The organism is Litorilituus sediminis (genome assembly GCF_004295665.1).
GTDB classification, from domain to species: Bacteria; Pseudomonadota; Gammaproteobacteria; order Enterobacterales; family Alteromonadaceae; genus Colwellia; species Colwellia sediminis.
Window position 1 is genome coordinate 3802241 of the sequence record NZ_CP034759.1, and the last position, 13470, is coordinate 3815710.

Here is a 13470-nt window from a genome sequence, read left to right on the forward strand (position 1 = left end):
TATTAAAATTAAGTGATTAGCAGCGGAGAGACTTTGCTTGGCAGAGACATAATTAGTAATGAATATGATTGAATTGATAACAAATAATTTTACTACGATTTTAGCTTTGGTTAGCACAGGCATATTTGCTGGGATTCTAGCTGGTTTATTAGGTGTTGGCGGCGGCATTGTTATTGTGCCTGTGCTGTTTTTTTTATTTCAAAGCTTTGGGGTTTCAGCCGAATCTGCCATGTTGGTGGCAACAGCAACGTCGCTGGCAACCATAGTACCTACCTCTATTAGCTCAATACGCTCTCACCAACAAAAGGGCAATGTTGATTTTGACTTATTAAAGCGCTGGGCTGGCTTTATTTTGCTTGGTGTTTTGCTTGGAAGTTGGTTAGTTACTCGTATTGATGGTAGGTTTTTGACTTTACTTTTTGGGGTGATAGCAACCTTATCGGCATTAAATATGTTATTTAGAACGGGAAAGGCGGCTGTTTTTTTGCGATTACCTAATAAGTTCGGACAATCAGTTATGGGGTCATCGATAGGCTTTTTTAGTGCTATGGTTGGCATTGGTGGTGGTACTCTTTCTGTCCCCTTATTAACTTTATATAACTACCCAACCCACAAGGCTGTTGGCAGCGCAGCCGCCATTGGCCTGATTATCTCTTTACCTGGGGCGGTAACCATGTTGCTGATGGGCAGTACACCAACTGATGCCCCTGTTGGTACTTTCGGTTTAGTGAATGTCATTGGTTTTATTTGTATTGTGCCACTAACGGTATTATTTGCCCCTGTTGGTGCAGCGCTTGCGGCAAAATTAGATGCTAATAAACTGAAGAAAGTGTTTTCTGTGGTGTTGTTAATTACCGGGGCACGCATGCTAGCGCAGCTTTTTATTTAACTGTTTAATTGGTTAAAAAAGCCCAGTATTTAGCTTATAAATACTGGGCTTTTTGTTATAAGGGGCTACTGAGCTAATAGCTCTTTTCTAACAATCTCAGTGCCCGCACTTAAGGCCTGTAGCTTGCCTCGCGCTACCTGTCGAGATAATGGTGCCATTCCACAGTTCGTTGATGGGTAGAGCTTATCAGCATCAACATACTTAAGTGCTTTTCTAAGTGTCTCGGCAACTTCTTCAGGTGTTTCTATGTTATTGCTGGCAACATCAATAGCGCCAACCATGACTTTTTTACCACGAATTAGCTCAAGTAATTCAATAGGTACGCGGGAGTTGTGACATTCAAGAGAAATGATATCGATATTTGATTGTTTCAGCTTAGGAAATACTTGCTCATATTGACGCCATTGCGAGCCTAAGGACTTCTTCCAGTCAGTATTGGCTTTGATGCCATAGCCATAGCAAATATGCACAGCGGTTTGACATTTAAGCCCTTCGATAGCTCTTTCTAAACAGGCGATGCCCCAGCTATTTACTTCATCAAAAAAGACATTAAATGCTGGCTCATCAAATTGAATAATATCCACACCGGCAGCTTCCAACTCTTTGGCCTCTTGATTGAGTATTTTGGCAAACTGCCAAGCTAATTTTTCACGGCTTTGGTAATGGGCATCATAAAGGGTATCAACCATGGTCATCGGGCCAGGGAGTGCCCACTTAATTATTTTATTGGTTTGCTTGCGTAGAAACTTAGCATCGTTTACAAATACTGGCTTTTGACGGCTAACAGGGCCAACAACGGTTGGCACACTGGCGTCGTAGCGATCGCGAATTTTTACGGTTTTACGGTTTTCAAAGTCTACACCGTCAAGGTGCTCAATAAATGTTGTGACAAAGTGTTGGCGGCTTTGTTCGCCATCGCTGACAATGTCAATGCCAGCGAATTGCTGCTCTTGTATAGCGATGCGTAAGGCATCGTGCTTGCCATCAATGAGTTGCTCCCCTTGTAACTTCCACGGTGACCAAAGTGTTTCTGATTGAGCAAGCCATGAAGGCTTAGGTAAGCTACCTGCGGTTGAGGTAGGCAAAAGTATATTATTCATTTTTCTTGTACCTTTAATTAAAGCGCGTAGTTAGCAGACCATTGCTCAAGTATATTTTGGTAGGGTTTGATAAAGTGCTCTTCAGCAAACTTACCTTGTTTAACCGCAAGTTTACTGCGCTCTTCTCTATCGTAAACAATCTGAGTCAATGAATGATCTTGATTGTTTAAGTTCGGCTGGTAGCGATTGCCCGCTACGGCATTGGCGTTGTAAATCTCTGGTCTATAGATTTTCTGAAAAGTCTCCATGGTGCTAATAGTGCTGATCAGCTCTAAATTAGAGTAATCATTAAGTAGGTCGCCAAAGAAATAAAATGCCAGTGGCGCAACACTATTTGGCGGCATAAAGTAGCGAACCTGTAAGCCCATTTTTTGGAAATATTGCTCAGTTAAAGATGATTCATTGGCAAGGTACTCAAAACCTAATACTGGGTGCTGGTTATCACTTCGTTGATAGATTTTGTTATCTGAAACGCTTAAGCAGATAACTGGCGGCTTGTTAAAGTGCTCTTTGTATGTGGCTGAGTTAATAAAGCATTGAAACAGCTTGCCGTGCAGGTCGCCAAAATCTTCAGGAATAGTAAATTGTTTTTGATCTTTATTGTGCGCTAGTAATCGTACGCTAAAGTCATAATCACGCACGTAAGAGGAGAAATTATTTCCTACTATGCCTTCAATACGTTCGCCTGTTTGATGATCAATAATGTGGGTTTTTAGCACTTCAATTGATGGGAATGCTTGGTCATCCTCTTGAACATTAATATCAACAGAGATGATTTCAAGTTCAACAGCATAGCGCTCGCCATGAGGGTTATCCCAATGTGCTAGTGCATTAAAGCTGTTATTGATCATTTTTAATGCGTTGCGCAAGTTCTGTTGACGGCTTTCGCCTCTAGCTAAATTGGCGAAATTGGTTGTTGCACGAGTATTATTTGCTGGCTGATAATTTTCATCAAAGCTGATGTTTTTAATGGTAAAGCTAAAATCGTTAGACATTGTCAGTTTAATCCTTTGTTCAATGTTGAAAGCAATGTGTGATTTATACTGACTTCTTTGTATGAATAAAATTGATATTAATTCATTGAATCATGAAATTATTTCATGTTTATGGTGTTTTATCTGGCTTGACGTGTTCTAAGGTATGTAAATAAGTGATTTACAGGTTGAGGATTATTAGGCTTTGATATAATTTGGCGAAAAACAAGTGGTTATTGTTGTTTCGCCAAATCCAGTGACAAGCAACTATTTAGACTGTTCTAATATTTCACGCTGCTCAGCAACTTTAATGCGAATATCAAAATCTCGTGGCAGGTTGTCGTTACTATAATCAAATACTGTCACTTCACTAGCATGGTCGTCTTTTAATGGTTTGTGCTGCTCTTCCATAGTTATCACCTCTACTATTTGTTTGTGGTTTTATTACGTGTTTACCATTCAAAATGTAGCACGAATTGATAATAAATCAAGTTAATGTAGTAAAATTACAATATTCTGTGCTTGGATAATAATGAATTGACTATGTGGACTAAGGTAATAATAGTATTAAGCAAAGGTAATGCGGAGTATTTTAGTTAGACTAGTCATGTGCCGCGATAGGCCTTATAAAGGCAGGCGGCTAATACACTATAAAAACCAGTGTTAATTACCTGAGAATAAATTAAACTTCGGTTTAACCTTTGTTTATTACCATATTACTTCATTATGCTAAGTGATTTTTTAAAGCCGCTATCTTTTCTGCTTTTTTCTATATTGCCGCTAACGCTTCATGCTAATAGTGCCTCCACTGGCCATTTTAAACTTGCACTTAAACCAAATATTGGCGTAATGAAGCACTTTAATGCCAAAGATTTGTGTAGCGTGGCAAAAAATACGCAGCAGTTTATTAACGCACATCGAGATGATAACTTTGCCGTACATGGCGGCAGTGTTTATGATGAGGAAATTACCTTAGAAAGGGTGACAGAAACGCTCGATTTTCTCTGTAAGGTCTATCGAGAAGATATCAGCAATAATGGCGTGAGTCGTTTACACGATGTTGAATTTATCTCCCGTCATTTTGACTTTTATCGCTGGTCACCAGATATTAACACTGCTCAAAGCATAGCGAAAAAAAGCACCAATAAAGTTAAATCACGTATGCTTAATGCTATTCCGCGTGACAAGATCTTCTTAACCAAGTATTACACTAAATTATTAAGTGCCAGTTCGGTAAAAACAGCTGAGTTTAACCAAGCTTTATATCAAATCCCATTTGATGAAATGCATTTAGCGTTATCAGATGCTGATAAATTAAAAACTGAGCTTACGCGCTTTAAATTTACTCGGCAGCAAGTGATTGCCGGGGCGTTATCGGCTGAAAATAATCAGGGTAAAGCACTTGCTAAGCCGCTTGTTTGGATTAGTGAAGAAGCCTTGCATGATGTTTTGTTGCAAGGTACCGGTGTATTAGACGTTGATGGTGATATTCGTTATTTTAACGTGCATCGCAATAATGGCATTCCCTATGATTATGCTATAGGTAAGCGAGAGCAGGCTCGTTATTGGTATTTTGCTGAGGTTAAAGGTATTTTAGGTTATGGCGATGAGATTGATGAAAAAATAGCAATAAAGCCTCAAGTTACCTTCGCTGGCAACGTTAAGCAACTTGGCTTAGGTAAGCTGTTTATGGTGAGCTATGACATTGATGGTAATGCTTATAGTCGATTAGGCGTGTTAGCAGACCAAGGTGGTGCGTTTGATAATAACCTGTTTCAATTGGATATGTTAGTAGATAGCTATCGCGGCTGGCGCGATTATCATCAAGCAAATAAGCACCTGCCAGATTACAGCAAGGCTTGGCTATTACTGAAAAAGCACTAATAAAGTTTGTTAAAGAGGTCTAGTTCGAAATAGTATGAGTTGGCGGATATTTATTTTCTATTGCCTGTGTTTGCTTTCTATTACAGCGAGCGCTGCTGATAAAATACGTGTTTATGTTGAGCACATTCCCCCTTTTGTTTTTACTGATGAAAACAAGATTTCTGGCATGGCGATTGACATTATCAACCAAGCAGCAAAGGCAAGTGGTATTAAGGTTGAATACCAAGAAATTGTCTGGTCGCGCGCATTTCATGAAGCAAAACACAAGGCAAATGTTATGCTAACTGGCCTTGTTAGAACCAAATCTCGAGAACATGACTTTCATTGGCTATTAGCTTTGCCTATGGCTGTTAAACGGCAAAACATATATCTTTGGGGATTGACTAAAAACGCTAGAGAAAAAGCACCTAAAGATATTAGCAATGCAATGGTTGCTGTGGTGTTAGGCGATCATAAGGTGCAATACTATAAGAACTATATGGATAAGTTAGGTTTAAGGCCCAATATCTATACCGTTGGCAGTCGTGAGCAGGTTATTCATATGCTATTTCGTAATAGGGTGGATTATATCCTTAGCGGTGAATTGGCAAGATCTGAGCTGATTGATTCACTCGGTTATGATGTCAGCCTTATTGAACGTGGCCCACAAATGCTAAATACCAGCAAAGGCTTGTACATTGCCTTAAGCAAGCCTACTAATAGCGCATTGGTAAAAAGGCTAGAAAAGGCATTAAACGCGTTAGTATCGTCAGGTGTTATCAGTGAAATTGCCACTAAATGGCAGAGCCAATAAGTGACTGTTGAAGGAGCTATTTAATAATATCTTGGTAAAGCTGTTCGGCTAGTTGCTTAAGTACTGCAGGCTCTGGATGCGTTTGGGCAAAGGTTCGCAAGCCGTAGACTCCCATCAAAAAATATCGCGCTAAGTGCTCGCTGTTTTTTTCTTCACTAATGGCTTTTTCTTTGAGCGCTAAGGCAAATTTTTCAGCTAAGGTCTTTTGTAATAAGATTAAATTACTACTGATAATGGCTTGAATTTCTGTATCTTGTTCGGCAATTTCATTCAGTGCTTTGGTCATTAAACAGGCTTGGGTATTATCACAACTAATACATTCAGATACTACGTTATCAAGATAAGACTTAATGCCGGCAATAGTGCTAGTACGTGCTGAAAAAAATTGTTCAAATTCACTTGCTCTATCTAAACGATATTGTTCAAGCGCGGCGAGCAATAAACCACGTTTGTTTTCAAAGGCACAATAAATAGAGCCCGGGTGAAGCCCTGTGGCTTTTTTGAGATCTTGCATGCTGGTTTTAGCGTAGCCTTTATTCAAAAAAGCGTGCATTGCTGCTCTTAAAACAGCTTCTTTATCAAATTCTGCATTTCGCATTAAAACAACTCCAGCGGCGTCAATTGGCGCTATGATACTCTTATTTGAATATTCATTCAAAAATAATTATTGAATGATCGTTCAAATGGCTGTATCTTGAACGAACATTCAATAAAGAGGTTCTTCTCATGACGGAAAATTTATTCGAGTCATATGCGTTAAACGAGACAATTAAACTAAATAATCGCATTTTAATGGCGCCATTAACTCGCTGTATGGCGGATGATGAGCTTGTGCCGACACCAGCTATGGCTGAGTATTATGCTCGTCGTGCTGATGCGGGCTTAATTATTTCCGAAGCGGTGATAATTCGCCCAGATGGCCAAGGTTATCCAAACACACCGGGTTTATTCAGCAAAGCGCAAATTGCCGGTTGGCAAAAAGTTACCGCAGCGGTTCACAAAAATGGTGGTAAGATTTTTGCCCAACTTTGGCATACTGGTCGTATCGCTCATCCTTATTTTTATGCTAAGGATGATCAGGATGCCGTGGTATTGGCTCCTTCTGCTATTCGATTAGAAGGTACTGTGGCGAGAATGCGTGACTTAACTTATAAGACGCCCAAGGCAGTGACTAAAGAAGATATCGCCTCACTTGTGCTTGATTATGCCAAAGCTGCAGAAAATGCAATGCAGGCTGGTTTTGATGGCGTAGAGATCCACGGCGCTAATGGCTACTTGATTGATCAGTTTTTACACCATGACAGTAACCGCCGACAAGATGAATACGGTGGCAGCAGTGAAAATATGGCGCGCTTCCCACTCGCCGTGGTAGATGCCATTATTGATAAAATAGGTGCAGATAGAACTGCGTTAAGAGTATCACCAGGGGCTTACGTTAATATGGCAGGTGATGCTCGAGATAAAGCGGTGTTTGATTATTTATTGCCTGAATTAGAAAAGCGCAACTTAGCGTTTTTACATATCGGAATTTTCGATGACAGCATGGAGTTCGACTACTTAGGCGGCAGTGCATCGAGTTATGTGAGAGCAAACTACAACAAAACTTTGGTGGGAGTAGGGGGTTATAGCGCCGAAACCGCCAGTAATGCTATTGCTGATAGTAAATTTGACTTAATTGCTATTGGTAGACCATTTATTGCCAACCCTGACTATGTTAGTAAAGTGAAAAGCAAAGAGCCCCTTGTTGCCTACACTGATGAGATGTTAACAAGTTTAGTGTAAAGAAAAAGCATAAAACTCTTTGGTTGCAGTGTGCCAAAGAGTTTTCCTTAGCAGTAGCAATATAACTGATAGCAATATAACTAATAGCGATTTAATTCTAGCTATTCCAATGCTGGCGTTACTATAATTTCGCATCAGCATTTTATATTGAATATTCCATGTTATCTATTGAGAATTTACACTTTCAGTTATCTAATCAGTCGCAATTAGTTATTGACCAGCTATCACTTAAACAAGGTGAGTCACTCCTTGTCGTCGGCGATAACGCCAGTGGCAAATCGGTATTAGCACAAATACTTGCTGGCGAGATTAGTGATTTTCAAGGCCAAGTGACACTAACAGAGCGTTTTACCACACTCAGCTTTGAACTTGAAGCGCACACCTTAGCTGTGGATCGTTTAAATGATCGTAGTGATTTTATGGAAGAAGGTGTTGATCATGGTCGTAGCGCGTTGCAAGTCATTGTCGATGAGCAGCCTTATCTACAAACTGAACTTGATGATATTGTTGCCTTGCTGGCAATCGAAACGTTATTAGAAAAGCCTTTCAAAATACTCTCTACCGGTGAAACGCGTAAAGTGCTGATGGCAAGAGCACTTATGCTAAAACCACAGGTTATGCTGCTAGACGAGCCTTATGCTGGTCTTGATATTAGTTCGCAAGCACATTTAAGTAAGGTCTTAAATACCTTGGTTGAGCAAGGTATGAGTATTATCTTGTTTGATTTTTACCATCAAAGCCTGCCAAGTACCATTGATAACTTGGTTTATATGCAAGAGGGTCGTATTGTACTTTCAGGTAAGCGTGAACAAGTAATTGCTAGCGAAAAATGGCAACAGCTTAATGAACATCACTACAGCCTGCCACATCATTTGCCTGACTGTTTGCAGTATGACAATTTAAATAAAGACACGCCGTTAGTTGCGATGAAGAATGTCTCGGTAAGCTTTGAACAAAAGCCTGTTTTTAATCACTTAAACTGGCAATTTGAGCAAGGGCAGCACTGGCGGATTATTGGCCCAAATGGTTGTGGTAAGTCGACGTTATTAGCAATGATTTCTGGTGATAGTCCAAAAGCCTACGGAAAAGATATTCATCTTTTTGGCGTTAAGCGCGGCAGTGGCGAGTCTATTTGGGATATTAAACGTCATTATGGCGTTGTAAGTGCGCAGTTACACCGTGATTATCGTGTGCCAACAACCTTGATTCAGGTAGTGTTATCAGGCTTTTATGACAGTATTGGCTTGTATGATAGCCCGACCCGTTATCAAGTTAATATCGCGCGTGAATGGTTAGTTTTATTAGGTTTAGAGCAGCAAGAGAATACTTATTTTAATCAGTTATCTTATGGTGAGCAGCGTTTAGTATTGATTGCGAGAGCCGTGGTTAAATTGCCGATGATTTTAATTTTAGATGAGCCTTGCCAAGGCTTAGATAATCATAATCGAGATAAGGTATTGGCATTGATGGACTATATTGCTGCCAATAGTAAAACGCATTTAATATTTGTTAGTCATGATATCAGAGATCAACTTAACTGTATCACCCATGAGCTTGAGTTTGTTGAACAAACAGTTGACGGGCTTGAAAGTGAAGCACAGGCACAGTGCTTAGGCTATACAGCTAAGGTAACTAATAAGTAACTAATAAGTAACTAATAAGTTCTAAGACCATGGCTATTTTTATCGCTAGCGGCAAGCGGCAAGCGGCATGAATATTTTCTGCTTAGGGTTTTGTGAGATTTTGTTGATATGGCTTAGCTGTACTCTTTAATAATACCAATTGAATTAACTATTTGATCATTTAGCGAGAATTAAAAGGTTTATAGGCAAGGCATTGATTTTCGATAATGGTTATTCCCTTGTCAAAATCAATAACACAGCATATAAGCCTTTTAAACTCGCCCTTGGGAGCTTGTCAGGAAGATGATAATTTCACAAATTTCTTGGCTGGAGAATGACTACAGCGGCATAAATTTGCTTTATTCTCACCTCCCTGACATAGCTCTGAACTGGTAAAATAATTATTTCACTTGGTATAAGCTGTAGTACAATCGCGGCATTGATTTCTTAACGATTGTCAAAGCAAGCTAATTCAATGTCTAATGAAAAATCTGCTAATGCAATGTCTAGACAATGGCTAATGCTATTTGCTGTCTGGGCTATTGCTACTATTGCCACACTGTCGAGCTTATTTTTTAGCGAAATTGTCAAACTACCTGTGTGCTCTTTGTGTTGGTATCAACGTATTGCTATTTATCCTTTAGTATTAATTATGCCACTAGCCTTATTTCCATTGGATAAGAAGGTGATAGCTTATGCCGGCATATTAACCTTATTTGGTTGGCTGGTGGCGTTATTTCATGTGCTTTTAGTGGCGGGTATCATTCCCAAAGCCGCTCAGCCTTGTGTGCAAGATATTCCTTGCTCGGAAACGCATCTGAATTTATTTGGCTTTTTAAATATGCCAATGATGTCTTTATTAACTTTTACCCTAATGGCTGTGTTACTTTTTTTAGCAAAAAATCGAGATAGCGAGGAATCGATGTAATGATGAATAAAAAAACCTTATTTATTGGCTTTACCGTGATGCTTGTTGGCATATTCGCTATTGCGACGGTTTTTTATCAAAACCTGCAGAGCTTAAATCAAAGTGCAGTATCAAATGAACAGCTCACGCAATTGCTTCGTCAAGGTGCGCCAAGTAAAGGTGATGATAATGCTAAGGTAACTATTGTTGAATTTTTAGATCCTGCCTGTGAAACCTGTAAAGTGTTTTTCCCTTTTGTTAATAAGTTGATGGCGAAATATCCGGGTAAAATTAAGTTAATGGTGCGTTATGCGCCACTACATAAAAACTCCGATAAGGTGGTTAGGTTACTTGAAGCGGCGCATTTACAAGGGCAGTTTTGGCCGGCGTTAGAAGTATTGTTTGCCAAACAGCAAGAATGGACATTGCATCATGTATCGCAACCACAAATTGCTAAACAGCTTTTATCTGCTTTAAATTTAGATCAAGAGATGTTTGCCAAAGATGTTTTGGGTCAAAAAGTCTCGCAAGCCCTTAATGATGATTTAGCTGCGGTTAAATCTTTGCAAGTCAGAGCGACACCAGAGTTTTTTGTTAATGGCAGAAAAATGCAGACTTTTGGTTATCAGCAATTACAGCAGTTAATAGAGCAGGAAATTGCCAAGCATTACTAGCTTGTTAAGCAAATAGCAACAAAAAGGAAGGCAAATTGTAGCTTTCCTTTTTTTATGGAAAAAATAAATTTTGCTGAAATTTTATTAGTCTTTGTAATTTCTACTAGTATTAACGTTATGCATGTTAAATGAAGGGGTCTTTTCATGGATAAGTTTATGCAAGCGGCAATTGAAGAAGCCAAGTTGGGGTTAGCAGAAGGTGGTATTCCAATTGGCTCGGTATTGGTGCATAAAGGAAAAATTATTGGTCGCGGGCATAATAAGCGCGTACAAACTGGTAGTCCAACGTTACATGGTGAAATGGATGCCCTAGAAAATGCTGGCAGGCAAAGTGCCAGCGTTTATCGAGAATCAGTTATTTATACCACCTTGTCGCCTTGCTCTATGTGTACGGGCGCTATTTTGCTTTATGGCATTCCTAAAGTAGTGATTGGTGAAAATGAAAGTTTTATGGGTGAAGAGCAACTGCTTAAATCTAGAGGTGTTGAAATTGACATGGTAGACTCAGATGAGTGTAAGCAATTAATGCGTGATTTTATGGCTGAAAAACCAGAATTGTGGAATGAAGATATCGGCGAATGAGAGCTTTTTTATTGTGTTTTAGTTTTGTCATGTCATCTTGTAGCTGGGCGGCAGAAGAGATCAGAATAGGGGTTTACGACTTCCCTCCCTACGTATTTATGTCTGATAAGGTTTCTGGCATAACCATTGAGATGATCGCTAAGATGAATCAACTGCAAAACGATTATGAATTTGTTGCTGTGCCAACAACCTCTAGGCGTCGTTATAGCGATTTTAAAAAGAATAAGTTTGATGTCTTGATGTTTGAAAGCAAGAAGTGGGGCTGGGAGGGTTATCCTGTGGTTGCTTCTAAGCCATTTGTATCTGGTGGTGAATTATATGTAACCAAAGCAGACAAACAGAAGACGCAAGCGTACTTTAATCATTTTGAGCAGAAAGTTATGGTCGGGGTGCTTGGCTATCATTACCAGTTTGCTAACTTTAGTGCCGACTTAGATTACTTGGATAAACACTTTAATATTATTCAAACGGATAGCCAAAAACGTAGTATTGAATTGATTTTAAATAACCGAGGTGATATTGCTGTTTTATCAAAAGCTTACTTAAATTATCATTTTTCTAATTCACCAGAAGATAAAGCTAAATTGCTCATTTCTGATAAATTTGATCAAATTTATCGTCATACCATTCTTATTCGTCAACCAAGTAAAATAACCATTGAATATGTTAACAATTTGCTTGAGCAAATGAAGCGCAAAGCAAGTTTAGATTTTTTATGGCAGCAATATGGGCTAGAAGTTATTCATTAACAGCGCTTGTTTTTATGCTGAACAAGGCTGATTACGGGCAATTAGCCTTAAGCACTTAAGGTTAAGTTCTCAGGTTTAAGCTCTCAGGGTTAAGGTCACCATTACAGGTGCATGATCACTGCTTTCACCATCTAGCTCAAAATTTGGCTTGATAAGGTGTTTATCAAAAACATCATATTGACTGATCATAAAAAAGCTATCTTGATGACTAGCATCGAATTCATGCGATAGCAAAATGTAATCAAGCACTGAGCCTTTGCTGCCATAATAATGTGTGGCAGTTCGCGCTTTTTGAGCTGAATGTTTGTTTTCTTTAAGCGTTGAGTGTTTGCTTACGTTAAGTTCTGAGCTATTTTGCTGTTCATTGCTAATTGCCCTAAGGTAGAGTTGCCAGGCATCTTGCGGTAGGTATTTGGCAAATTCTTTGGCTTCATCTTGGCTTTTATCAGCGGCTAGTTGCGTGGTTGTTAGTTGCTTTAATACACCTTCATGCAGGTTATCGTTAAAATCCCCCATTAAAATGATGGGGTGCTTGCTTTTCTCTCGCCTTGTGATGATTTCGCACATTAATAGCGTTGCTTCACTGCCACGCTGTAAACTTGCTGCCCATTTGCCTGTGATGTAATTTTCTAATTGCTTTGTAAGTGCTTGCTTACTTTCTGGTTTTGATTCGGACTCTAAGGTTGAACGTTTTGATTTAAAATGCACCACATAGCAATCAGTAGCCCCTAAGTTAGGGATGTTTATTGTCGCTCTAAGTACTTTGCGTGCAAAAGTAAACTTGTCATTAAGGCCTATGGTTTTAGCTAATGTGCTATTTACGCTAATTGCTTCGGCCTTCATTATTGGGTATTTAGACGCGATGGCGACCACAGGTTTTTGAAAAATATGCTCATCAATAACTTCTGGCTGATCAATCACGGCAAAATACTTGTAGCCATGGCTTGTTACTAAGGTTTTTAGTGATTCAATGCTAAATACTTCTTGAAAGCCAATAATATCTGGTTGTTGCTTGCTTAAGTAATTGCTAAGCCAGTGTTGTTTTTTTTGCCACTGTGTTTCGCTATAAATGCGGTCAAAGTCATAGCAAGCGTAGGGCGGTGCTAGATAGTTAAATAAGTTTAATGTGGCAATTTTTATGGTGCTTTTACTGATAGTATTCGTCTCTATGCAATTATTTTGTTTTAAAGTGATGGTTTTTAGCCCTTTTGAATAAAGCTAGTGTTTACATGTTAAAGGACATTAAGTTTAATAGTGTAAAACTAGAGCGTGTTGACCTTTGCTGTATGTTTTTGCAGCAGCCTATTGAGTATTTATACAAGGCAGAGCCTATAAAGTGTGGTTATTCCACATGAATAGGCGATAACGCAGTAAAAATGCTCAATAGCCGCTGTCTTGTAGATTCGTTTAAACGCAATTTACTCTTTGTTGTTACGATTTTATATAGAATAACTATACTGCAATCGAAACGCCGCGATTAAATTGCGTTTAATTCGAACAAAATTTATACCTCA

14 protein-coding genes are annotated in these 13470 nt (G+C 39.1%); 9 read left to right on the forward strand and 5 right to left on the reverse strand.

Translation table 11 applies throughout. The annotated features are described in order from the left end of the window. Positions 1 to 58 precede the first annotated feature (58 nt). Entirely contained in the window at positions 59 to 889 is an 831-nt protein-coding gene (locus EMK97_RS16800; protein ID WP_130603942.1) for a sulfite exporter TauE/SafE family protein, read from the forward strand. 65 nt (positions 890 to 954) lie between these two features. On the opposite strand, the gene EMK97_RS16805 is transcribed toward EMK97_RS16800, so the two are convergent. From EMK97_RS16805 to EMK97_RS19080, 3 genes are all read right to left on the reverse strand, one after another. Then, a complete protein-coding gene (locus tag EMK97_RS16805) occupies positions 955 to 1989 on the reverse strand; it encodes a methionine synthase (RefSeq protein WP_130603943.1) in 1035 nt (344 codons plus the stop codon). Positions 1990 to 2006: 17 nt separating this feature from the next. After that, positions 2007 to 2984, reverse strand: a complete 978-nt coding sequence (locus EMK97_RS16810; RefSeq protein ID WP_130603944.1) for a DUF1852 domain-containing protein — start codon at positions 2982 to 2984, stop codon at positions 2007 to 2009. 246 nt (positions 2985 to 3230) lie between these two features. Continuing rightward, positions 3231 to 3374, reverse strand: a complete 144-nt coding sequence (locus EMK97_RS19080; RefSeq protein ID WP_170176796.1) for a hypothetical protein — start codon at positions 3372 to 3374, stop codon at positions 3231 to 3233. Positions 3375 to 3845: 471 nt separating this feature from the next. On the opposite strand from EMK97_RS19080, the gene EMK97_RS16815 reads away from it, so the two are divergent. Further along, a complete protein-coding gene (locus EMK97_RS16815; protein WP_170176797.1) occupies positions 3846 to 4847 on the forward strand; it encodes an MltA domain-containing protein in 1002 nt (333 codons plus the stop codon). Between the two features lie 34 nt (positions 4848 to 4881). Continuing rightward, the gene (locus tag EMK97_RS16820; protein ID WP_130603946.1) at positions 4882 to 5640 is read left to right on the forward strand and encodes a substrate-binding periplasmic protein; all 759 of its coding nucleotides are present in this window, start codon (positions 4882 to 4884) and stop codon (positions 5638 to 5640) included. A 16-nt stretch (positions 5641 to 5656) separates the two neighbouring features. Here EMK97_RS16820 and EMK97_RS16825 read toward each other — a convergent pair whose 3' ends face one another. Beyond that, positions 5657 to 6238 (reverse strand): TetR/AcrR family transcriptional regulator, encoded by a 582-nt coding sequence (locus EMK97_RS16825; protein WP_130603947.1) that lies wholly within the window; start codon positions 6236 to 6238, stop codon positions 5657 to 5659. A gap of 128 nt (positions 6239 to 6366) precedes the next feature. On the opposite strand from EMK97_RS16825, the gene EMK97_RS16830 reads away from it, so the two are divergent. From EMK97_RS16830 to EMK97_RS16855, 6 genes are all read left to right on the forward strand, one after another. After that, the gene (locus EMK97_RS16830) at positions 6367 to 7422 is read left to right on the forward strand and encodes an alkene reductase (protein WP_130603948.1); all 1056 of its coding nucleotides are present in this window, start codon (positions 6367 to 6369) and stop codon (positions 7420 to 7422) included. Positions 7423 to 7580: 158 nt separating this feature from the next. Then, positions 7581 to 9065 (forward strand): molybdate ABC transporter ATP-binding protein ModF, encoded by a 1485-nt coding sequence (gene modF / locus EMK97_RS16835; protein WP_130603949.1) that lies wholly within the window; start codon positions 7581 to 7583, stop codon positions 9063 to 9065. Positions 9066 to 9519: 454 nt separating this feature from the next. Beyond that, positions 9520 to 9972, forward strand: coding sequence for a disulfide bond formation protein B (locus EMK97_RS16840; RefSeq protein ID WP_130603950.1), 453 nt, complete (start codon positions 9520 to 9522; stop codon positions 9970 to 9972). Beyond that, positions 9972 to 10625 (forward strand): DsbA family protein, encoded by a 654-nt coding sequence (locus EMK97_RS16845; RefSeq protein ID WP_246028820.1) that lies wholly within the window; start codon positions 9972 to 9974, stop codon positions 10623 to 10625. Before EMK97_RS16840 ends, EMK97_RS16845 begins: the two co-directional genes overlap by 1 nt. 144 nt (positions 10626 to 10769) lie before the next feature. Then, positions 10770 to 11207: a nucleoside deaminase gene (locus tag EMK97_RS16850; protein WP_130603951.1), complete on the forward strand. Its 438-nt coding sequence runs from the start codon at positions 10770 to 10772 to the stop codon at positions 11205 to 11207. 29 nt (positions 11208 to 11236) lie between these two features. Next, on the forward strand, positions 11237 to 11956 hold the full coding sequence (locus EMK97_RS16855) for a substrate-binding periplasmic protein (RefSeq protein ID WP_170176798.1): 720 nt from the start codon (positions 11237 to 11239) through the stop codon (positions 11954 to 11956). Positions 11957 to 12031: 75 nt separating this feature from the next. On the opposite strand, the gene EMK97_RS16860 is transcribed toward EMK97_RS16855, so the two are convergent. Continuing rightward, positions 12032 to 13126, reverse strand: coding sequence for an endonuclease/exonuclease/phosphatase family protein (locus tag EMK97_RS16860; RefSeq protein ID WP_342774649.1), 1095 nt, complete (start codon positions 13124 to 13126; stop codon positions 12032 to 12034). Positions 13127 to 13470 lie beyond the last annotated feature (344 nt).